The sequence below is a fragment of the Sphingomonas sp. Leaf38 genome (assembly GCF_001421825.1).
Taxonomy (GTDB): Bacteria; Pseudomonadota; Alphaproteobacteria; order Sphingomonadales; family Sphingomonadaceae; genus Sphingomonas.
The window spans coordinates 250,576-271,848 of record NZ_LMLD01000012.1 but is presented as its reverse complement, the minus strand read 5'-3'; the positions used below and the strand labels follow the sequence as shown (position 1 = coordinate 271,848).

At 66.0% G+C, this 21,273-nt stretch carries 17 protein-coding genes; 14 read left to right on the top strand and 3 right to left on the bottom strand.

The features are described from left to right. Window positions 1-99: 99 nt before the first annotated feature. Window positions 100-1,239, top strand: coding sequence for a Gfo/Idh/MocA family protein (locus tag ASE88_RS16800; RefSeq protein ID WP_056480079.1), 1,140 nt, complete (start codon window positions 100-102; stop codon window positions 1,237-1,239). 139 nt (window positions 1,240-1,378) lie between these two features. On the opposite strand, the gene ASE88_RS16795 is transcribed toward ASE88_RS16800, so the two are convergent. From ASE88_RS16795 to ASE88_RS16785, 3 genes are read right to left on the bottom strand one after another with little or no spacing between them, the layout of a single operon-like run. After that, window positions 1,379-2,971, bottom strand: a complete 1,593-nt coding sequence (locus ASE88_RS16795; RefSeq protein WP_056480077.1) for an efflux transporter outer membrane subunit — start codon at window positions 2,969-2,971, stop codon at window positions 1,379-1,381. Beyond that, the gene (locus tag ASE88_RS16790) at window positions 2,968-6,243 is read right to left on the bottom strand and encodes a multidrug efflux RND transporter permease subunit (protein ID WP_056480075.1); all 3,276 of its coding nucleotides are present in this window, start codon (window positions 6,241-6,243) and stop codon (window positions 2,968-2,970) included. The genes ASE88_RS16795 and ASE88_RS16790 overlap by 4 nt, the downstream gene beginning before the upstream one ends. Window positions 6,244-6,249: 6 nt before the next feature. Continuing rightward, window positions 6,250-7,485, bottom strand: coding sequence for an efflux RND transporter periplasmic adaptor subunit (locus ASE88_RS16785; protein ID WP_056480387.1), 1,236 nt, complete (start codon window positions 7,483-7,485; stop codon window positions 6,250-6,252). 437 nt (window positions 7,486-7,922) lie between these two features. Between ASE88_RS16785 and rpiA the strand changes: the two genes are divergently transcribed. The 13 genes from rpiA to ASE88_RS16720 form a co-directional block, all read left to right on the top strand. Continuing rightward, complete coding sequence (gene rpiA / locus ASE88_RS16780) at window positions 7,923-8,597, top strand: ribose-5-phosphate isomerase RpiA (protein ID WP_055881404.1); 675 nt, start codon at window positions 7,923-7,925, stop codon at window positions 8,595-8,597. A gap of 68 nt (window positions 8,598-8,665) precedes the next feature. Beyond that, complete coding sequence (gene tkt / locus ASE88_RS16775) at window positions 8,666-10,756, top strand: transketolase (protein ID WP_056480072.1); 2,091 nt, start codon at window positions 8,666-8,668, stop codon at window positions 10,754-10,756. Further along, complete coding sequence (tal, locus tag ASE88_RS16770) at window positions 10,756-11,880, top strand: transaldolase (RefSeq protein WP_055881398.1); 1,125 nt, start codon at window positions 10,756-10,758, stop codon at window positions 11,878-11,880. Before tkt ends, tal begins: the two co-directional genes overlap by 1 nt. A gap of 121 nt (window positions 11,881-12,001) precedes the next feature. Next, window positions 12,002-12,994 carry a phosphogluconate dehydrogenase (NAD(+)-dependent, decarboxylating) gene (gnd, locus tag ASE88_RS16765; protein WP_268795106.1) on the top strand — a complete coding sequence of 331 codons (993 nt, stop codon included), beginning with the start codon at window positions 12,002-12,004 and terminating at the stop codon, window positions 12,992-12,994. Continuing rightward, window positions 12,991-13,830, top strand: a complete 840-nt coding sequence (locus ASE88_RS16760; protein WP_156357075.1) for an HAD family hydrolase — start codon at window positions 12,991-12,993, stop codon at window positions 13,828-13,830. Before gnd ends, ASE88_RS16760 begins: the two co-directional genes overlap by 4 nt. Next, the gene (locus ASE88_RS16755) at window positions 13,827-14,570 is read left to right on the top strand and encodes an HAD-IIB family hydrolase (RefSeq protein WP_055881392.1); all 744 of its coding nucleotides are present in this window, start codon (window positions 13,827-13,829) and stop codon (window positions 14,568-14,570) included. Before ASE88_RS16760 ends, ASE88_RS16755 begins: the two co-directional genes overlap by 4 nt. A 4-nt stretch (window positions 14,571-14,574) precedes the next feature. Next, window positions 14,575-15,042 (top strand): GreA/GreB family elongation factor, encoded by a 468-nt coding sequence (locus tag ASE88_RS16750; RefSeq protein ID WP_056480069.1) that lies wholly within the window; start codon window positions 14,575-14,577, stop codon window positions 15,040-15,042. Beyond that, window positions 15,042-15,224, top strand: coding sequence for a hypothetical protein (locus tag ASE88_RS16745; protein ID WP_055881387.1), 183 nt, complete (start codon window positions 15,042-15,044; stop codon window positions 15,222-15,224). Before ASE88_RS16750 ends, ASE88_RS16745 begins: the two co-directional genes overlap by 1 nt. A gap of 372 nt (window positions 15,225-15,596) precedes the next feature. Further along, window positions 15,597-16,778: an NAD(P)/FAD-dependent oxidoreductase gene (locus ASE88_RS16740; RefSeq protein ID WP_056480066.1), complete on the top strand. Its 1,182-nt coding sequence runs from the start codon at window positions 15,597-15,599 to the stop codon at window positions 16,776-16,778. A gap of 56 nt (window positions 16,779-16,834) precedes the next feature. Next, the gene (locus tag ASE88_RS16735) at window positions 16,835-18,601 is read left to right on the top strand and encodes a DEAD/DEAH box helicase (RefSeq protein ID WP_056480063.1); all 1,767 of its coding nucleotides are present in this window, start codon (window positions 16,835-16,837) and stop codon (window positions 18,599-18,601) included. Window positions 18,602-18,886: 285 nt separating this feature from the next. Then, window positions 18,887-19,360 (top strand): YaiI/YqxD family protein, encoded by a 474-nt coding sequence (locus ASE88_RS16730; RefSeq protein ID WP_055881378.1) that lies wholly within the window; start codon window positions 18,887-18,889, stop codon window positions 19,358-19,360. A 107-nt stretch (window positions 19,361-19,467) separates the two neighbouring features. Beyond that, entirely contained in the window at window positions 19,468-20,760 is a 1,293-nt protein-coding gene (locus ASE88_RS16725) for an Hsp70 family protein (RefSeq protein WP_056480384.1), read from the top strand. Next, on the top strand, window positions 20,760-21,273 hold a 514-nt coding region (locus ASE88_RS16720), incomplete at its 3' end, for a hypothetical protein (RefSeq protein ID WP_414894012.1). The genes ASE88_RS16725 and ASE88_RS16720, both read left to right, overlap by 1 nt.

Here is a 21,273-nt window from a genome sequence, read left to right as displayed (position 1 = left end):
CGTCGCGTCGGGTTCGCTTCGACCGATTCCGTCGTCACCGGGGGAAAACTATCCGCCTTGCCGCGTTCAACACGCAAACCCCTCAGCGAGGCATTTCCCATGAGCGCAGTTTCAACGATCACGTCCGCCCTAGGGTTGGGCAAGAAGAAGGTCCGCTATGCGATCGTCGGGCTCGGCGATATCTCGCAGGCGTCGATGATGCCCGGCGTCGCGCATACCGGCAATTCGGAGATTACCGCGCTCGTCACCGACGATCCGGTCAAGGCGCGCGACCTGGGCAAGAAATACGGTGTAGAGGCGACCTATCGCTACGACCAGTTCGACCAGCTGCTTGCCTCGGGCACTATCGATGCGGTCTATCTGGGGACGCCGAACTGGCGGCATGCCGAGTTCGCGATCCCCGCGCTGAAGGCGGGCATCCATGTGCTGTCCGAGAAGCCGCTCGAGATTTCGGTCGAGAAGGCCGAGGCGATCCGCGATGCCGAGCGCGCGTCGACGGCCAAGCTGATGACCGCGTACCGGCTGCATTTCGAGCCGTCGACGCTTGCGGCGATCGAGCGGATCCGGAGCGGCGAGCTGGGTGAACTGATCGCCTTCACGTCATGCTTCACGCAGAAGGTCGATCCCGCCAATCACCGCGTGAAGAACGGCGTGCTGGCCGGGCCGTTGTTCGACATGGCGCCGTATCCGATTAACGCCACGCGCTATCTGTTCGGCGCCGAGCCGACCGAAGTGGTCTCGGCAGTCGCGACGCGACATCCCGATCTGGGGCTGGGCGATCTCGACGATACGTTCGCGGTGACGTTGCGCTTTCCCGGCAACCGTCTCGCGCAGTTCACCGTCTCCTATGCCGCCAACAATGTCGACAGTCTGACGATCGCGGGCACCAAGGGCAGCATCCACATGGACCCGGCCTATGGCTTTGGTGATGCGATGGAGCAGCGCGTGACCATCGGCGAGAAGAAGAGCCATGAGAGCTTCAAGCCGACCGACCAGTTCGGCGGCGAGATGCGCTATTTCTCCGACTGCATCCTCGAAGACCGCGGTCCCGAGCCCGATGCGGAGGAGGGGCTTGCTGATCTGCGCGTGATCGAGGGCGTGCTGGAGTCGCTGAAGATGCGTGCCCCGGTGACATTACCGCCATTCGTGCGCTCGCGTCGAATTTCGGCGGAGCAGGCGCAGACGCTGTCGCCGGTCAAGACCCCCGATCTCGTGGATGCCGCTAGCCCGACTGGGTGAGGCGATGCGCCGCTGCCCCCGTGATGGTTTTTGGGGGTGCATAGTTTTGCACCCCCTTCCGTCATCTTGGTGAAAGCCAGGATGACGGAAGGGAGGCGTTAAGACGTGGGAACAAACGGCGTGCCGACGACGCGGCGCGTCAGTTGGTTTCTGGTCGCGGCGCGCCGCTCATCGTCACGGGTTGCGGACCGTTGGCGGTCGCTTCGAGCGTCGAGTCACCGCCGAGCACGCGGTACAGCGTCACCCGGTTGCTCGCGCCGATCAATTGGGTCGCCACCAGATTGCGTTGCGCGGTATAGAGCGAGCGCTGGGCGTCGAGAGAGTTGAGGAACGTGTCGATGCCGCCGCGATAGCGTGCGTCGGTCAGCCGGTAGGTGTCCTGCGCCGCGGCGGAGAAGTCCTGGTTTGCCTTGAGCTGATCGGCGATCGTGCCCTGGCGCGCCAGCGCGTCGGCGGTTTCCTGGAACGCGGTCTGGATGGTCTTTTCGTAGGTGGCGAGTGCGGCGTCGCGTTGCGCCTTCGAATAGGCGACACCGGCGATCCCGGCACCGGCGCGGAAGATCGGGTAGCTGACCGAGGGCGCGACCGAATAGTTGAACGCACCGCCGCTGAAGAGCGAGGTGAGCGATGTGCTGGCGAATCCAAGGATGCCGGTCAGCGAGATCCTCGGGAAGAGTTCGGCGCGTGCTGCCCCGATCTCGGCGTTGGTCGCGCGCAGTTCATATTCCGATTCGACCACGTCGGGCCGGCGCAGGAGTATGCTGCTGTCCAGCCCGGCCGGCAGCGTGGCGATGGTCGGCAACGTCTGCTCGATCGAGGTTGGCAACAGGCGTATGTCGACGGGTGCGCCGACGAGGAGTTGCAATGCGTTGACGTCCTGCGCGAGCGCGGTGCGCTGTTGCGCGAGGTCGGACTGCGCGGTGAACAGGATCTGTTGCGCCTGGCGCAGATCGGTACGCGGCGCGACGCCGCCGCGTAGTCGCGCGTTGGTCAGCGTGACGCTGCGTTGCGAACTGGCGACCGTGTCCTGCGCGATCTTGAGCAAGCTTTGGTCGGACGCGTAGGTCAGCCACGCATCGGCAATGTCGCCGACGAGCGTCAGGCGCGTCGCGCGTGCGGCGGCTTCGGTCGCGAAATAGCGGTCGAGCGCGGCGCTGGTGAGTGAGCGGATCCGGCCGAACAGATCGAGTTCGAACGCGGTCGTGCCGAGGTCAACCGAGAAGGCGCTGTTCGAGTTCGATGAGCTGACCACCGATCCGGTGCCCCCGGTGCCCCCGGTGCCCCCGGTGCCCCCGGCGCCCGTGCCCGTCCCACCCGTACCAGTGCCGGTGCCGGTGCCGGTATTGCCGCCCGTTCCGGTGCCGCTGGTGACAGTGTTGCGCGTGCCGTTGCCACCGTCCGAATAGGTGTAGCGACCGCTCGCATCGACCTGCGGCAACAGGTCGCCGCGCTGGATCCGGTATTGCGCGCGCGTGGCGGCGATGTTGGCGGCGGCGACGCGGAGATCGCGGTTGTTCGCCAGCGCCTGAACGATAATCTGCTGGAGCCGCGGGTCGCGGAACACGTCGCGATAGGTGATCGCGGGCAGCGTCGCCTCGGACTGGCGCAGATACGCGTCGCCGATCGGGAGCGATGGCGGCACCGGGAGTTCGGTGCGCGCATATTTGGGCGCGAGCGAGCAGCCGGCGAGCGCGGTCGAGGCGGCGAGGATCAGGACTAGCGGACGCATCATGCGGGCTCCGGCCGGTGAGGGCCCTGTGGTTCGGGCGGACCCAGCGGTTCGTGGCGGTCGCCGTCGCTATCGTGGTGCCCGCCCTGATGACCGGTCGGGCGACCACGCAGCTTGGCGATGCCGTCGCGGGCGCCGCGGCGGACGAGGACGAAGAACAGCGGGATGTAGAAAATCGCGAGGATCGTCGCGGTCAGCATGCCGCCGACCACGGCGGTGCCGATCGCGATGCGGCTGTTCGCGCCCGCACCGGTCGAGAGGGCCAGCGGGAGCACGCCGAGGATGAACGCGAACGACGTCATCAAGATCGGACGCAGACGGATCTTCGCTGCGGACAGTGCCGCCTCGATGACGCGCTTGCCTTTCTTCTCCTCCTGCTCGGCGAACTCGATCATCAGGATCGCGTTCTTCGCGGCGAGCCCCATCGTCGTGAGCAGGCCGATCTGGAGATACACGTCGTTGATCAGCCCGCGCAGCGTCACCGCGAGGATCGCGCCGACGAGGCCGAGCGGAATGACGAGCAGCACCGCGATCGGGATCGTCCAGCTTTCGTAAAGCGCGGCGAGGCACAGGAACACGACGAGCAGTGACAGCGCGTACAGGTACGGCGCCTGGCCCGACGACAGGCGCTCCTGATAGGACAGGCCCGACCATGCGACCGACGTGCCGGGGATCTTGCCCGCGAGCTCGGCGATCTTCTCCATCGCGTCGCCCGAGCTGACGCCGGGCGCGCCCGAGCCCTGGATCTCGTAGGAGGAAATGCCGTTGAAGCGCGACAGCGTCGTCGGTGCCTGGCCCCAGCTCGTCTTGGCGAACGACGAGAATGGCGCCATCTGGCCGTTCGAGCCGCGGACGAACCACTGGCTGAGATCGGACGGTTGCGAGCGGAACTGCGCATCGCCCTGGACATAGACGCGCTTGACGCGGCCGCGGTCGATGAAGTCGTTCACATATTGCCCGCCCCATGCCGTCGACAGCGTCGAGTTCACGTTCGTCTGCGTGAGTCCGAGCGCCGACAGCTTCTGCTGATCGGCCTCGACGCGGAGCGTGGCGACGTCAGGCAGTTCGGTGAGGCGGATCGCGGTCAGCGAGGAATCTGCGCGGGCGAGCGCGAGCAGCTTGTCGCGGGCGGCGTTGAACTGGGTCTGGCTGAGGCTGCCGCTGTTCTGCAGCTGCATCGTGAAGCCGTTCGACGAGCCAAGGCCGCGGATTGCGGGCGGAACGAGCGAATAAACCTGAGCGTCGCGGAAGTTTGCGAACGCCTTCGACGCGCGACCGGTGATCGCGTCGGCGGTATTCTCCTTGCCCTTGCGTTCGTCCCAGGGCGCGAACGAGATGAAGCCCTGGCCGGTGTTCTGGCCGCTCGCACCGCCGCCGCCGCCGCCGCTGACGGTGAACATCGTGCCGACGTTCGCCTTCTCGTTGGTCAGGTAATATTGCTCGATCTGCTTTTGCAGCGCGAAGGTACGGCCCTGCGTCGCGCCGGCGGGAAGCTGGAACTGAACGATCCCGGTGCCCTGGTCCTCGGTCGGGAGGAAGCCCGTCGGCAACCGCAGAAACAGCACCGCCAGCAAGGCCACGGTCCCCGCGTAGATCAGCAGGAACAGCCATTTGCGGTCGATCACCGACTGCACCCCACGGGTATATTTCTGCGTACCCTTTTCGAACGTCGAATTGAACTTGTCGCCCGCTCGCGTGAAGAAATGCGACACCTTCGGGAATTTGCGCTCGCCCCAGCTCTGCTCGGACTTGCCCTCGGCGTCCTTCTTCTTCTGCTTGAGCAAGGTCGCGGTCAGCGCGGGGCTCAGGATCAGCGCGACCAGCACCGACAGCACCATCGCCGAGACCATCGTCAGCGAGAACTGGCGGTAGATCACGCCGGTTGATCCGCCAAAGAACGCCATCGGCAGGAACACCGCCGACAGGACGAGTGCGATCGCCACGAGCGCGACAGTAATCTCGTTCATCGACTCGATCGTCGCCTCGCGCGGCGAAAGGTCGGGATTTTCCTCCATCAGGCGCTCGACATTCTCGACGACGACGATCGCATCGTCGACGAGAAGACCGATCGCGAGCACGAGGCCGAACAGCGTCAGCGTGTTGATCGAGAAGCCGGCGAGATAGAATACGCCGAACGTGCCGAGCAGCACGACCGGAACGGCGATCGTCGGGATCAGCGTCGCGCGCCAGCTTTGCAGGAACACGAACATCACGATCACGACGAGGATGACGGCCTCGATCAGCGTCTTGATGACCTCGTCGATCGACAGCTTGATGAAGTTCGTCGTGTCGTTGGCATAGGCGAATTTCAGGCCGGGCGGGAACCGCTTCGCCGCGTCGTTGACATAGGCCTTGACCAGTTCGGCAGTCTTCAGCGCGTCGGCGCCGGGCGCGAGCAGCACGGCGATGCCGGCGCCGGGATGCGCGTTGATGCGGCTGCGTGCGTTGTAATTCTCCGCACCCAGCTCGATCCGGGCGACGTCGCGCAGCTTCACGGTGGCGCCGTCGTTCGTCGTCTTCAGGATGATGTTGGCGAACTGCTCGGGTGTCTGCAGGCGCGACTGTGCGGTGACGGTCGCGTTGAGCATCTGCGTATCGGGCTGGGGCTGACCGCCGAGTTCGCCCGCGGCGACCTCGGTGTTCTGCGACTGGATCGCGGTCGTGACGTCACTCGGGATCAGCTGGAAGCTCGCCAGCTTGTTCGGATCGAGCCAGATCCGCATCGCATATTGCGCGCCGAAGACGTTGCTGTCGCCGATGCCCGGAATGCGGCCGAGCGGGTCCTGCAGGTTCGAGACGAGATAGTCCGACACGTCCTGGTTGGTCAGCTTGTCGGTCTCGTCATAGACGCCGACGATCAGGAGGTTGTCCGGGTTCGACTTGCGGACGACGAGGCCCTGTTGCTGGACCTGTTGCGGCAGGCGGGAGATCGTCTGCTGGACCTGGTTCTGGACCTGGACCTGCGCGATGTCGGGATCGGTGCCCTTCTCGAACGTGACCGTGATCGACACCGAGCCGCGCGACGACGAGGACGAGCTGAAATAGATCAGTCCGTCGATGCCGGTCAGCGATTGCTCGACGACCTGCGTGACGCTGTTCTGGATCGTCTGCGCGTTGGCGCCGGGGAAGCTGGCCCGGATCGAGACCTGCGGCGGCGCGACGTCGGGATATTGCGCGATCGGCAATGCCATGATCGCACCGATGCCGCCGAGCATCACGATGATCGCGAGCACCCAGGCGAAGATCGGGCGGTCGATGAATACACGGGACAACATAAGGGCTTAGCCGCCCTTTTTCTGGCTGGACTGGCCACCGGAGGACTCGCCCGAGCCATCATCCTTGGGCGCTTCGATCTTTTGCGCGGTGTTTTCGGGGACCGGCTTCACGCCCTGGCCCGGCGCGATCTTCGACAGGCCTTGCGTCACGATACGGTCGCCGGGGTTGAGCCCGCTGGTGACCACCCAGAAGGCGCCTTGCGTCCGGTCCGCCTTGACCGTCTTCTGCACCGCCTTGTTGTTGGCATCGATCACATAGACCGTCGCATTGCCCTTGGCGTCGCGCGACAGGCCAGCCTGCGGCACGAGGAACGCGCGCTGGTTGATTGCCTGCGCGAACTTCGCCTGGACGAACATGCCGGGCAGCAGCAGTCCTTCGCGATTGGGGAAGCGCGCGCGCAGGGTCACGGTGCCGGTCTCTGTATTGACCAGCGCCTCGGCGAATTCGACGGTGCCGGTGGCGCCGTACTCGCTGCCGTCTTCAAGCGTGAGGCGGACTTCGGCGCGGGTCGGTACGATGCCGTTCTGGCCGAGCGAACGCCGCAGCGCGAGCAGGTCGCCGGAGGATTGCTGGATGTCGACGAACATCGGATCGAGCCGCTGGATCTGCGCGAGCGGGTCGGTCTGCGTCGCGGAGACCAGCGCGCCGACGGTGAACAGCGAGCGGCCGATGCGACCGGTGATCGGCGCGGGGACCGTCGTGAACTTCAGGTTGATCCGTGCGGTTTCGAGCGCGGCGCGGGTCTGTGCGACCGAGGCGGTGGCCTGGCGCGAGGTCGCAACGGCGTTGGTGTAATCCTGCTTGCTGATCGCCTCCATCTCGGCGAGCGGCTTGTAGCGGTCCGCGAGCACCCTCTGCGCCTGCTGGTTCGCCTGTGCGCTCTGCAGGTTCGCCTGCGCCTCGTTGGCGGCGGCGCGGTAGAGGCGCTGATCGATCTCGTAGAGCGGCTGGCCCTTCTTGACGAGCGTACCCTCGGTGAAGAAGCGGCGGCGGATGATGCCGGTGACCTGCGGGCGGACGTCCGAGCTTTCGAACGCGGTCGTGCGCCCGCTCAGCTCGGTGGTCATCGCGACGCTTGTCGGCTGGACGACGACATAGCCGACGGTCGGCGTGCCCTGGCCGGGCTGGCCGGCACGACCGGCCTTGCCCTGGGCCTTGTCGTCGCCGCCGGAACAGGCTGCGAGCGCCAGCGCGGGGACGAGCAGAACGGCGGACCGGCGCGCAGAAAATCGTTTGGCTATCAAGTTTGGTATCCGCGATCAGGTGTATGTCGGGCTAAACCACGAGGATGTACCAGAAGTATGTCAGTTGAAAAGCAGGCGTGAGAAATAGGGAAGAAAGAGTAACCTGGTTTGCTGGGTGGGGGTATTCTGTGCCGTAGCAGCCGGGGGACGTCCAGACGTGATTCCCCGCGAAGGCGGGGATCCAGACTGGGCTCCCGCCTTCGCGGGAGACCAGTGGCGAGTCCGCACCATTACGGCACCACCCCGGCGGAGGCCGGGGTCCAAATGGAAAGGTCGTAGTAACGGCGGACTGCGCTCCGTCAGCGAAGTCCCCCCAATGGGCCCCGGCCTTCGCCGGGGTGGTGCTTCGTCCGCGGGTCCCGCAAACTAAATCCTCTCGGATGTGTTGAAGCGTGATGCCGGAACGTGCCCGGCATGACGGATTGGGGGGCGCTATGATCGATGACGACAAGAAGGCAGCCGCGGTTGCTGCCGTGGCGGAAGTTCGGGACGGGATGCTCGTCGGGCTTGGCACCGGGTCGACCGCCGCGTTCGCGATCCGGGCGCTGGGCGAGCGGGTGACGATGGGTTTGGTGGTCCGTGCGGTCGTTACCTCCGACGCCAGCGGCAAGCTCGCGCGCGACGTGGGAATCGACGTCCTCGATTTTGCGGACATCGCGCGCGTCGACCTGACGATCGACGGCGCCGACGAGATCGACGCGCGATGTTTTGCGATCAAGGGGGCGGGGGGCGCGATGTTGCGCGAGAAGATCGTTGCCGCAAGCTCGGCACGGATGATCGTGATCGCCGATGGGTCCAAGCAGGTCGACCGGATCGGCGCGGCCAAGCTCCCGGTCGAGGTGCTGCCGTTCGCCTTGACCTTCGTGATGCGTGCACTGACCGAGCTAGGAGCGGCGCCGGTGATCCGCGACAAGTATCGGACGGATCAAGGTAATTTGGTCGTCGACTGCCACTTCGCCACGATCGAAGACCCCCGCGCTACCGCCGTCACGCTCGCCGCAATCCCCGGGATTCTGGGCCACGGTCTGTTCCTCGACGAGGTCGATGCGGCGTATATCGCAACGAACGGCGTCGTTACGCGACTGGAACGCTCGGGTGCATCCGCCTAAAGGCTCCCTATCTTGGCAACCAGATCGGATGCGCGGCGTTCGGTCAGTCTAGAGCGAGGCTTTCTTTCATGACCGATACCGCAACCGTCGCCCCCAAGGCGGACCCCATGCTGCACGAGGATGGCTCGCCCGAGCGTCTGGCGATCGATACGATCCGTACCCTGTCGATGGACGCGGTGCAGAAGGCCAATTCGGGCCATCCGGGCACGCCGATGGCGCTGGCGCCGGTCGGCTATACGCTCTGGTCGAAATTCCTGCGCTACGATCCCAAGCACGCCGACTGGCCCAACCGCGACCGGTTCGTGCTGTCGGTCGGGCATGCGTCGATGCTGCTCTATTCGCTGATCCACCTCGCCAAGATCGAAGAGATCGACGCCGAGGGCAACAAGACCGGCAAGGAGGCTGTCAGCCTCGCCGATATCGAGCAGTTCCGCCAGCTGTCGTCGAAGACTCCGGGCCACCCCGAATATCGCCACACGACGGGCGTCGAGACCACGACCGGGCCGCTCGGCCAGGGCTGCGGCAATTCGGTCGGCATGGCGATCGCCGAGCGCTGGCTCGCGGCGCGCTACAACAAGGACGGCTTCACGCTGTTCGACCATGACGTCTACACGCTGTGCGGCGACGGCGACATGATGGAGGGCGTCTCGGCCGAGGCGGCAAGTCTTGCCGGCCATCTGAAGCTCAGCAACCTGTGCTGGATCTACGACAGCAACCATATCTCGATCGAGGGCGCGACCGATCTCGCGTTCGACGAGGATGTCGGGCTTCGTTTCGACGCCTATGGCTGGAACGTCATCCATATCGACGATGCTAACGACACCGCGGCCCTCAGCCGTGCGATCGAGACGTTCAAGGCGACCACCGACAAGCCGACCTTCATCGTCGTGCATTCGGTGATCGGTTACGGCAGCCCCAAGGCGGGCAGCGAGAAGGCCCACGGCGAGCCGCTGGGCGAGGAGAATATCCGTCTCACCAAGCAGGCTTACGGTTGGCCCGAGGACAAGTCGTTCTACGTGCCCGATGGCGTGATCGAGCATTTCAACGGTGCGATCGCCGAGCGTGGCGCCAAGCTGCGTGACGAGTGGGTCGCGCTGACCGACAAGTATCGCGATGCGCATCCCGAGCTGTCGGCCGAGCTCGACATGATGCTCAAAGACGAGCTGCCCGAGGGCTGGGATGCGGACATCCCCGTGTTCGAGGCGGATCCCAAGGGTCTCGCCAGCCGTGATTCGGGCGGCAAGGTGCTTAACGCCATTGCCGCAAAGGTGCCGTGGCTGATTGGCGGGTCGGCCGATCTCGCGCCGTCGACCAAGACCGACATCAAGGGCCAGCCCTCGTTCGAGGCGGCAAATTACGGCGGCCGGAACTTCCATTTCGGCATTCGCGAACATGGCATGGGCGCGATCGTCAACGGCATGGCGCTGTCGCATCTGCGGTCCTACGGCTCCACCTTCCTGGTGTTCGTCGATTACATGCGCGCACCGGTGCGCCTGTCGGCGATCATGGAAGTCGGCGCGGTCTGGGTGTTCACGCATGATTCGATCGGCGTTGGCGAGGATGGCCCGACGCACCAGCCGATCGAGCATCTGGCGACGCTGCGCGCGGTGCCGGGTCTCGACACGCTGCGTCCCGGTGATGCGAACGAGGTTGCGGCGGCCTGGAAGGCGGTTCTGAAGGACGCGAGCACGCCGGCCGCGCTGATCCTCTCGCGCCAGGCGCTGCCGACGCTGGATCGGACGAAATATGCGAGCGCCGATGGTGTCGAGCAGGGCGGCTATGTGCTGGCCGACAGCGATGGCACCCCCGACGTGATCCTGATCGCGACGGGCAGCGAAGTGTCGCTGGCGATCGAGGCGCACGAAAAGCTGACCGCGGACGGCGTGAAGAGCCGGGTCGTGTCGATGCCGAGCTGGTATCGCTACGAACTGCAGGACGCGGCGTACAAGGAAAGCGTGTTGCCGCGTGCCGTGCGTGCGCGTGTCGCGATCGAGATGGCCGGGTCGATCGGCTGGGACCGCTATGTCGGTCTCGACGGCGCGACCGTGACGATGTCGACCTTCGGTGCCTCGGCACCGCTCGCCAAACTGCAGGACAAGTTCGGGTTCACCGTCGACAATGTCGTCAAGGTTGCCCGCCAGGTTATGGAGACCAAGTGATGGGTGCGCTCAACGATCTCGAAGGCTTCGGCCAGGCGGTGTGGCTCGATTTCGTCGACCGGAAGTTCCTGGAGGCCGGTGGTCTCCAGAAGCTGGTCGACGAGGATGGCCTGACCGGCGTCACGTCGAACCCGTCGATCTTTGAAAAGGCGATGGGGCATGGCGACGCCTATGACTCGACGCTGGCGACGTTCGACAAGGAGAACCCCGGCGCGGCGACGATCGACCGGTACGAGCATCTCGCGATCCAGGACATCAAGGCGGCGGCGGAGACGCTGAAGCCGGTGTACGATAAGCTCGATGCGAAGGACGGCTATGTCAGCCTCGAAGTGTCGCCCTACATCTCGGACGATACCGACGCGACGATCGCCGAGGCGAAGAAGCTGTGGGCGGCGGTCGACCGGCCGAACCTGATGATCAAGATCCCGGGGACGCTCGCGGGCGGCCCGGCGATCTCGACCGCGATCTCGGAAGGGATCAACGTCAACGTGACGCTGCTGTTCTCGATCGAGGCCTATGTGCGCGTCGCCGAGGCGTATGCGGCAGGGCTCGAGAAGCGCGTTGCCGAGGGCAAGCCGATCGACCGGATCGCCAGCGTCGCGAGCTTCTTCGTCAGCCGGATCGATTCGACGATCGACAAGGCGATCGATGCGCGGCTCGAAAAGGGCGACGCCGAGGCGGATGCGTTGAAGGCCGTGCGCGGCAAGGTCGCGATCGCCAACGCGAAGATGGCGTATCAATGGTATCTCGAGTTCCTCAAGTCGGATCGCTGGCAGGCGCTGGCTGCCAAGGGCGCGCAGCCGCAGCGGCTGTTGTGGGCGTCAACCGGGGTCAAGGATCCTAGCTATCCCGACACGCTGTATATCGACACGCTGATCGGCAAGGACACGGTCAACACGATGCCGCCGAAGACGATGGACGCGTTTCGCGATCACGGCACGTCGGCGGAGACGATCACGCAGGACGTCGACGGTGCCAAGCGCACGCTGGCGGAAGCCGAGCGGCTGGGTCTCGACCTCGACGGCGTGACGGGCACGCTGGTCGAAGAGGGCGTGGCGTCGTTCGTGAAGGCGTTCGACGACCTGCTCGGCGCGATCGCCAAGAAGCAGCCCGCGACGGCGTGAGCCTTCTGCCCCCTCTCCCCTGTGGGGAGAGGGCCGGGGTGGGGGGCTGCCAAGAGCGCCTCCGCCCGGAACTGCCCCTCACCCCGACCCTCTCTCCGGAGGGGAGAGGGAGAAGACAAGGATTTCCCCTATGAAGATCGGACTTATCGGCCTCGGCCGGATGGGCGGCAATATCGCGCGCCGGTTGATGAAGGATGGCCATGAGGTCGTCGCCTATGATCGCGATGCGGAGGCGGTGAAGAAACTCGCCGCCGACGGCGCGGAAGGCGCGGAGTCGCTCGACGACATGCACGCCAAGCTTGCGAGCCCGGCGATCTGGTGGGTGATGGTGCCCGCGGGCGCGCCGACCGAGAGCACCGTGCAGGCGATCGCCGAAAAGGCGAGCGCGGGCGACATCATCATCGACGGCGGCAACAGCTTCTACAAGGACGACGTCCGCCGCGCGAAGGAACTCGCCGAAAAGGGCATCCATTATGTCGACGTCGGCACGTCGGGCGGCGTGTGGGGGCTCGAGCGCGGCTATTGCATGATGATCGGCGGCGACAAGGAAACCGTCGACCTGCTCGATCCGATCTTCGCGACGCTGGCGCCGGGGATGGGCGAGATCGTCCGCACGCCCGGCCGCGTCGAGGGCAAGGCCGATCCGCGCGCCGAGCAGGGCTATATCCATGCCGGGCCGTCGGGCGCGGGGCACTTCGTCAAGATGGTGCATAACGGTATCGAATACGGCCTGATGCAGGCCTATGCCGAGGGCTTCGACATCCTCAAGGGCAAGTCGGGCGAGCATGTCGTCGAGGAGGAACGCTTCGACATCAACCTGACCGACGTCGCCGAAGTGTGGCGTCGCGGTAGCGTGATCTCGTCGTGGCTGCTCGATCTGTCGGCGATCGCGCTGGCGAAGGACGGCACGCTCGAAGGGTTCAGCGGCAGCGTCGCGGACTCGGGCGAAGGCCAGTGGACGATCGACGCGGCGATGGAGGAGAAGGTGCCGGCTAACGTGCTGAGCGCCGCGCTCTATGCGCGCTATCGTAGCCGGGTGGACCATACGTTCGGCGACAAGCTGTTGTCGGCGATGCGCTATGGCTTTGGCGGTCATGTCGAGATGCCCCAGTGAGCGGCGAGGTGAGCGGCGAAGTGAGCGGGGCGATCAAGCTCCTCGTTTCCGATGTCGACGGCACGCTCGTCGACAAGGAGAAGAAGGTCACCCCCGCGACCGTCGATGCGGTTAAGCGGCTCAAGGCGGCGGGCCTCGGCTTCACGATCATCAGCGCACGGCCTCGCTCGGGGATGATGCCAATCGCCGAGTTGCTCGGCATCGACGAGCCGATGGGCGCGTTCAACGGCGGGATCGTGTTCAAGCGCGATGGCACCGTGATCGAGCATCACATGATCGACGTCGATGTCGTGCGCGGCGCGATGGAGATCGTCGGCGATGCGCCGGTCGATACGTGGTTTTTCGCAGATGACATCTGGTACGCCAGCACCGACCAGGGCGGTCATGTCGGCAGCGAGCGCACGGCGTCGGCGCAGGATCCGGTGATCGTCTCCGACTTTACCGATCTGCTTGCCAAGGCGGACAAGGTGACATTCGTCAGCGACGACGAGGATCTCCTGCGCGACCTGCATGCCAAGGTTGCGGCGAAGTTCGACACGCAGGCGACAATCGTCCAGTCGCAGACCTATTATCTCGATATCACGCCCGTTGCGGGCAACAAGGGTAGCGGGATCGAGGAACTGGCGGACGCGTTCGGCATCAGCTTGACGCAGACCGCGGCGATCGGCGATCAGGCGAACGACATCGCGATGCTCAAGCGCGCCAAGCTCGCGATCGCGATGGGCAACGCGCCGCAGACCGTCCGCGACGTCGCGCACGAGATTACATCGCCAAACGATGCTGACGGCGTCGCGCACGCGATCGATACCTTTATCCTGAATGGAGTTTCCGCATGAAAGAGTTGGTTGCCTTCGACCTCGATGGAACGCTGGCCGAGAGCAAGCAGCCCTTGCAGGAGCCAATGGGCGAGGCGCTGGCGAACCTGCTCGACGTCGCGCATGTCGCGGTGATCTCGGGTGGCGACTGGCCGCAGTTCGAAAAGCAGGTCGCGAGCCGTCTGCCCGAGCGCGCCGATCGCACCAAGCTGTGGCTGATGCCGACGACGGGGACCAAGCTGTACCGGTTCGATGGCGAATGGCGTGCGGTCTATGCCGAGCTGTTCGAGGACGACGAGAAGCAGAAGATCCTGACCGCGTTCGACGAGTCGCTCGAGGCGACCGGGTTCGTGCCCGAGCAGACCTGGGGCGAGCGGATTGAGGATCGCGGCAGCCAGATCACCTTCTCGGCACTGGGCCAGGAAGCGCCGATCGACGCCAAGCACAGCTGGGATCCCGACTTCGCCAAGCGCAAGGTGATCCAGGCCGATCTGCGCCAGCGCCTGCCGGGGCTGTCGATCAACATGGGCGGCGCGACCTCGATCGATATCACGCGCGAAGGCGTCGACAAGGCGTATGGCCTCAAGAAGCTTAACGAGGCGAGCGGCATCGCGCTCGACAAGATGATGTTCATCGGCGACGCGATCTTCCCGGGCGGGAACGACTATCCGGCGGAGCAGCTTGGGCTCGATGTCGTGAAGGTGAGGAATGTCGACGGGACGCTGGCGGCGATCGCCGGGATCGTCGCGTGCCTGAAGTGATCGCATGAGCGTTGCGTTTCGCCGGGAGAGCGACGAGGAACATCTCGAGCCGAAGTTCGAACAGCCGATCGCGCCGGGGCCCAATCTGGTCACGGTGCGTGGGTTGGCGCTGATCGGCGAGCGGGTGGACGCGATCGAGGCTGCCGTTGCGGCAGAAACCGACGAGCAGGCTCGCAAGGTCCTCCTGCGCGACCTGCGCTATTGGCACACGCGCCAGACGACCGCGGAGATCGCGCCGTCGCCCGAGGAGGACGAGGTCGGGATCGGGTCGCGTGTCCGGGTTCGCATGAACGGCGTCGAGCGGGTGATTGCGATCGTCGGCGGCGACGAGGCCGAGCCTGGCGAGGATCGGCTGGCGTTCTCGGCGCCTTTAGCGCGCGCGCTGATGGGCGCAGCGGTCGGCGAAAAGGTCGCGTTCGCGGATAAGGCAGATGCGATCGAGGTGCTCGCGATCGACAAGGATGAAGGCTGATGGCTGAAGCGAAATTCGAGCGGCATCGTCAGGCGTGGACGCAGGACGAGATTCAGAAGCTGCACACGCTCGCCAAGAAGGGCATGGCGCTGAAGGCGATCGCCAAGGCGCTGACCCGGAGCGAGGAGTCGGTAAAGGTAAGGGCGAAAGAAGACTCGCTCAATATCGCTAAGTTGCGGTAGGGGCTTTCGCCTGACGTCATTCTGGACTTGATCGAGGATCCAGAGCCACGAGCGTAGCCGCTTATGGCTCTAGATCCTGACTTTCGTCAGGATGACGGAAAATCGACCCAATGCACCACCCCGGCGGAGGCCAGGGCCCAATTGGAAAGGTCGTAGTAACGGCGCGCAACCTGCGTCATGCCCGTCCCCCAATTGGGCCCCGGCCTTCGCCGGGGTGGTGTTTTCGTTGAGAGCAAGCGCTACCCTAAATTCCCCTTCCGCTTGCGGGAGGTGCTAGGGGAGGGCAGTGCCGCATACGCGCCGGTTCGCTCCTGGATGCGTTCCCTCCCCCGACCCCTCCCGCAAGCGGAAGGGGAGCTTTGGTGATCTGTCTTGGCGATCTCTCCCGACTACGACGCGATCATCCTTGGCGCAGGCGCCGCCGGCCTCATGTGCGCCGCGGTCGCCGGCCAGCGTGGTCGAAAGATTCTGCTCGTCGATCACGCCGAGCAGGCGGGCAAGAAGATCTTGATCTCCGGCGGCGGGCGGTGCAATTTCACCAACGTCCATACCGCGGCTGACCGCTACATTTCCGCCAATCCGCATTTCGCAAAGTCCGCGCTGGGCCGCTACACCGCGCAGGACTTTATCGCGCTCGTCAACTCCTACGGGATCGCGTGGCACGAGAAGACGCTGGGCCAGCTCTTCTGCGACGGCTCCGCCAAGCAGATCGTCGAGATGCTGCTCGACGAGTGCGACAAGGGGCGGGTCGATCTGTCGCTTGGCCGCGCGGTCACCGCGGTCGAGCATGCCGATGGCCGATATCGGGTGTCGCTCGACGGCCGCACCGTCACCGCGCCGGCGCTCGTCATCGCGACCGGCGGGCCATCGATCCCGAAGATGGGCGCGACCGGCTTCGCCTATGACCTGGCGCGGCAATTCGGGTTGAAGGTGGTCGAGCCGCGCCCCGCACTCGTGCCGCTGACGCTGGGCGGCGACGAAATCCTGTTTCGCGAGCTTTCCGGGGTCGCCGCGGATGTCGTCGCGACCGCCGGCAAGATCAGGTTCCGCGAGGCGGCGCTGTTCACGCACCGTGGGCTGTCGGGCCCGGTGATCCTGCAGGCGTCGTCCTATTGGCGCAACGGCCAGCCGATCGGGATCGACTTTCTGCCCGACCGCGACTCCGGCTGGCTGCCCGCCGCCAAGCGTACCACGCCGCGTGCGACTCTGCGCAAACTGCTCGCAAACACGCTGCCGGACCGACTCGCGGAGACTTTGAGCGACCGATTGGGCATGGCAAACGAGATTTCCACGCTCACCGATCGCAAGCTCCAGGACGCCGAACGCGCGCTAAGCCATTGGCAGTTCACGCCAAATGGCTCGGAGGGCTATGCCAAGGCCGAGGTCACCGCGGGCGGAATCAGCACCGCGGAACTCTCCTCGCAAACAATGCAAGCCAAACGCGTACCAATGCTGTATGCAGTCGGCGAAGCGGTCGATGTCACAGGGTGGCTCGGCGGCTACAATTTCCAATGGGCATGGTCGAGCGGGTGGGCCGCGGGTCAAGTCCTGTAGGGACCACCACGCCAGAGCCTTGCCGTTGCGTAAGCCGGCCACCAAGTAGGACGTACATGCCTTTTACAAATATTCCATCGCTTCTTTCCGAGGCGCTCGCCGCGCGTGGCTATACCGCGCTGACCCCTGTGCAGGCGCACGTGATCGAGGACAATGCGATCGGTCGCGATCTCGTCGTGTCGGCGCAGACCGGTTCGGGCAAGACCGTCGCGTTCGGCCTGGCGATGGCCGGCGAGCTGCTTGGTGAAGCAGGCGAAGACGGCGTCCAGCGCCTGCCCGCCCCCCACAAGCCGCTCGTGCTCTGCATCGCGCCGACCCGCGAACTCGCACTCCAGGTCAGCCGCGAGCTGATGTGGCTCTATGCCAAGGCCGGTGCGCGCATCTCGACCTGCGTCGGCGGCATGGACGCCTCGAAAGAGCGTCGTTCGCTCGCACACGGCGCGCACATCGTCGTCGGGACGCCTGGCCGTCTGCGCGACCATCTCGAGCGTGGCGCGCTCGACCTGTCGGCCTTGAAGGTCGCGGTGCTCGACGAGGCCGACGAGATGCTCGACATGGGCTTCCGCGAGGATCTCGAGCAGATCCTCGACGCATCGCCCGAGCAGCGCCGTACGCTGTTGTTCTCGGCGACGATGCCGCGGCCGATCGTGGCGCTTGCCAAGCGCTACCAGAAGGACGCGCTGCGCATCTCGACCGTCGGCGAGGATCGCGGTCATGGCGACATCTCGTACCAGGCCGTCACGGTTTCGCCGTCCGAGATCGAGCATGCAGTGATCAACCTGCTGCGCTTCCACGAGGCGGAGACGGCGATGCTGTTCTGCGCGACTCGCGATAACGTGCGCCATCTGCATGCCAGCCTGGTCGAGCGTGGCTTTGCCGCCGTCGCACTGTCGGGCGAGCATTCGCAGAACGAGCGTAACGCGGCGCTTCAGGCTCTGCGTGACCGTCGTGCGCGGGTTTGCGTCGCGACCGACGTTGCTGCGCGCGGGATCGATCTGCCGACGCTCAGCCTCGTCGTGCACGTCGAGCTGCCGCGCGATGCCGAGACGCTCCAGCATCGCTCGGGTCGTACCGGTCGTGCGGGCAAGAAGGGCACCGCCGTGCTGATCGTGCCGTTCCCGCGTCGCCGTCGCGTCGAGATGATGCTGCGCGGTGCCAAGATCAACGCAGAGTGGGTCAACGCCCCGACCGCGGAGGACATCCGCAAGAACGATCACGAGCGGCTGATCGGCATGCTGTTGCAGCCGGTCGAGGTCGAGGAGGAGGATCGCGCCCTCGCCGTCCGCCTGATGGCCGAGAAGACCCCGGAGGATATCGCCGCGGCGCTGGTGCACATGCACCGCGCGACGATGCCGCAGGCCGAGGATCTGATCGATCAGAGCAAGCAGTCGGTCAGCGACGATCGGTCGCAGGGTCCGCGCGCAGGCTTCGAGGATACGGTGTGGTTCCGCATGGATATCGGTCGTCGCCAGAACGCCGATCCGCGCTGGATCCTGCCGCTGATCTGCCGTCGCGGGCACATCACCAAGTCCGAGATCGGTGCGATCCGCATCGGCCCGAACGAGACCGCGTTCGAGATCCCGCGTGCGGTGGCGTCGCGCTTCTCGGCGGCGATCCAGCGCACGGCGCAGCAGGGCGAAGAGGAGAGCGGCGTCGCGATCGAGGCGATGCAGGGCGCGCCCGAGAGCGGTGCGCGGCATGACGGCGGCGGCGGTCGCAGCAATGCGGGCGGTCCGCGCTCGATGCTGCACCGGGCGGCCCCGCGTGGCGGTCCGGCTCCGACCCGCAAGCCGCCGTATCGCGGCAACCGCGAGCGGGGCTGAGCCATCGCGATCCTCCCCCACAAGGGGGAGGTGTCGCCGAAGGTGACGGAGGGTGAGGACGCGCAACGGATGTTGTGGATGCCTCCCCCTCCGTCAGGCTGATGCCTGCCACCTCCCCCTGGCGGGGGAGGATCGAGGGGGATCGGCTTTGCGGATTGCGCCCGGTGCGCTGGTGCCGCCCCCCCCTACCTCCGTCATCCTGACGAAAGTCAGGATCCAGAGTAACGAACGCCGTCCTGCTTGATCCTGGGTCCTGACTTTCGTCAGGATGACGAGAGGGGTGAGATGACTATGACCGACCTGCCATCCCCGCTGCGTATCCTTGTCGACGCCGACGCGTGTCCCGTCAAAGACGAGATCTACAAGGTCGCGTGGCGCCATGCGGTGCCCGTCACGATCGTCGCCAACAGCCATTTCCGCATCCCCGTCCATCCGCTGATCAGCCGCGTCGTCGTCAGCGACGGGTTCGATGCCGCCGACGACTGGATCGCCGAGCAAAGCGATGCGAAAGCGGTGGTGATCACCGCCGACATCCTGCTCGCCGATCGCTGCCTGAAGGCCGGCGCTACCGTGCTGGCTAACACCGGCAAGCCGTTCACCACCAGCTCGATCGGCGGCGCGATCGCGACGCGGGCGATCATGGCCGATCTGCGCGCGGGCGGCGACGTGATCGGCGGGCCGGCGCCGTTCTCGAAAAGCGACCGGTCGAGTTTCCTGTCCGCGCTGGACGCGGCCCTGGTCCGGCTGAAGCGCGGCTAGGCGCCCGCGGCACGACCCGTTTTACCGGCTGGCGAGCACGCGCGGGGTTGCCATGCCCGCCTCGGCATCGGCATAGGCGCGCGTTCATTGAAGGACGACGCATGCAGATGGACGCTGGCGGCCCGGCCTTGGGGCTGGATTTCGGCACGACCAACAGCGTCGTGGCCTTGGGGACGAAGGGCGGCGCCCCCGAACTCGTGAGCTTCGCCGCCCCCGCCGAGACGAGCCCGGTGTTCCGCTCGGCGCTGTGCTTCTGGCAGGACGACAGCGGCAAGGGGCTCGCGTCGGATGCGGGGCCGTGGGCGATCGCCGAATATATGGAATACCCGCTCGACAGCCGGTTCATCCAGTCGTTCAAGTCGGTCGCGGCGATGAAGACGTTCGAGCAGGCCTCGGTCTTCGACAAGCGCTATCGCTTCGAGGAGATGGGGCAGCTGTTCCTCGAGAAGCTGATTTCGCATGCGGGCGGCAAGCTCGACACGCGGCCGCACCGGATCGTGGTCGGGCGGCCGGTCGAATATGCGGGGGCGCGGCCCGACGAGGCGCTGGCAAGGACGCGCTATGACGCCATGTTCAAGGGCTTCGGCGCGGAGATCCAATATGTCTATGAGCCGCTCGGCGCGGCGTACAGCTATGCAACGCGGCTGACCGAGCCGGCGACGATCTTGGTGGCGGATTTCGGCGGCGGTACGAGCGATTTCTCGGTCGTGCGCGTGGCCGAGCCGGGCGCGGCGCGGCGGTGTACGCCGCTCGGGCATGCGGGCGTCGGGATTGCGGGCGACCGGTTCGATTACCGGATCCTCGACCGGCTGGTGCTGCCGATGCTGGGCAAGGGCGGCGCGTACAAGTCGTTCGGCAAGGAGCTGGAGATCCCGCGCGCCTATTTCGCCGACTTCGCGGACTGGTCCAGGCTGGCGCTGATGCGCAACCGCAAGACGATGACCGAGCTGGAGCGGTTGCAGAAGACCGCGGTCGATCCGGACGCGATCGGGCGGATGATCGCGGTGATCGAGAATGAGCTGGGCTATCCGTTGTACGATGCGGTGGGGTCGCTCAAGCGCGCGCTGTCGAGCGGCGAGGACGCGCATTTCCACTTCGCGGGGGCGGGGCTGGAGATCGAGGCGGACGTGACGCGTGCGCAGTTCGAGGGCTGGATCGCCGACGACGTGGTGCGGATCGAGGCGGCGGTGGACCGTGCGCTCGAGGTCGCGAACGTCGGTGGGGGCGATATCGACCGCGTGTTCCTGACCGGCGGGTCGTCGCTGATCCCGCGCATCCGCCGGATCTTCGTCGAGCGGTTCGGCGAGGCGGCGATCATGAGCGGCGGCGAACTGACGTCGATCGCGCACGGGCTGGCCCTGATCGGCGAGCAGGACGACATCGCGGCGTGGTCCGCCTGATGGTGCCGCGGGTTCTGCTGGGGACGGCGCAGGTCCCGGGCGGGGGCGAGCTTCGGCTGCTCCAGCGGGGTGCCGAGTTTTCGATCATGCTCGGCGCGAACGAGCTGATGAACAGCCGGCTGAGCGGCTCGGAAGAGGCGCTGGCGGAACAGGCGTGCGACCGGATCGGTGCGCGGCCAGGCGTGCGGATGCTGATCGGCGGGTTGGGCATGGGGTTCACGTTGCGCGCGGCGCTCGCGCGGCTGGGGCCTGATGCCGAGGTGGCTGTGGCGGAGATCGTGCCCGCGGTGATCGAATGGGCGCAGGGGCCGATGGCGGCGCTGCATGGGGAGAGCCTGACCGATCCGCGGACTAGAATCTTCGAGGGCGACGTGGCGACGGCGATCGGCGAGGGGGAGTGGGACGCGATCCTGCTCGATGTCGACAATGGTCCGGACGGGATTTCGCGGCCCGGTAACGATCGGCTGTACGGGGCGGCGGGGCTGGCGCGTGCGCGCGCGGCGCTGCGGCCCG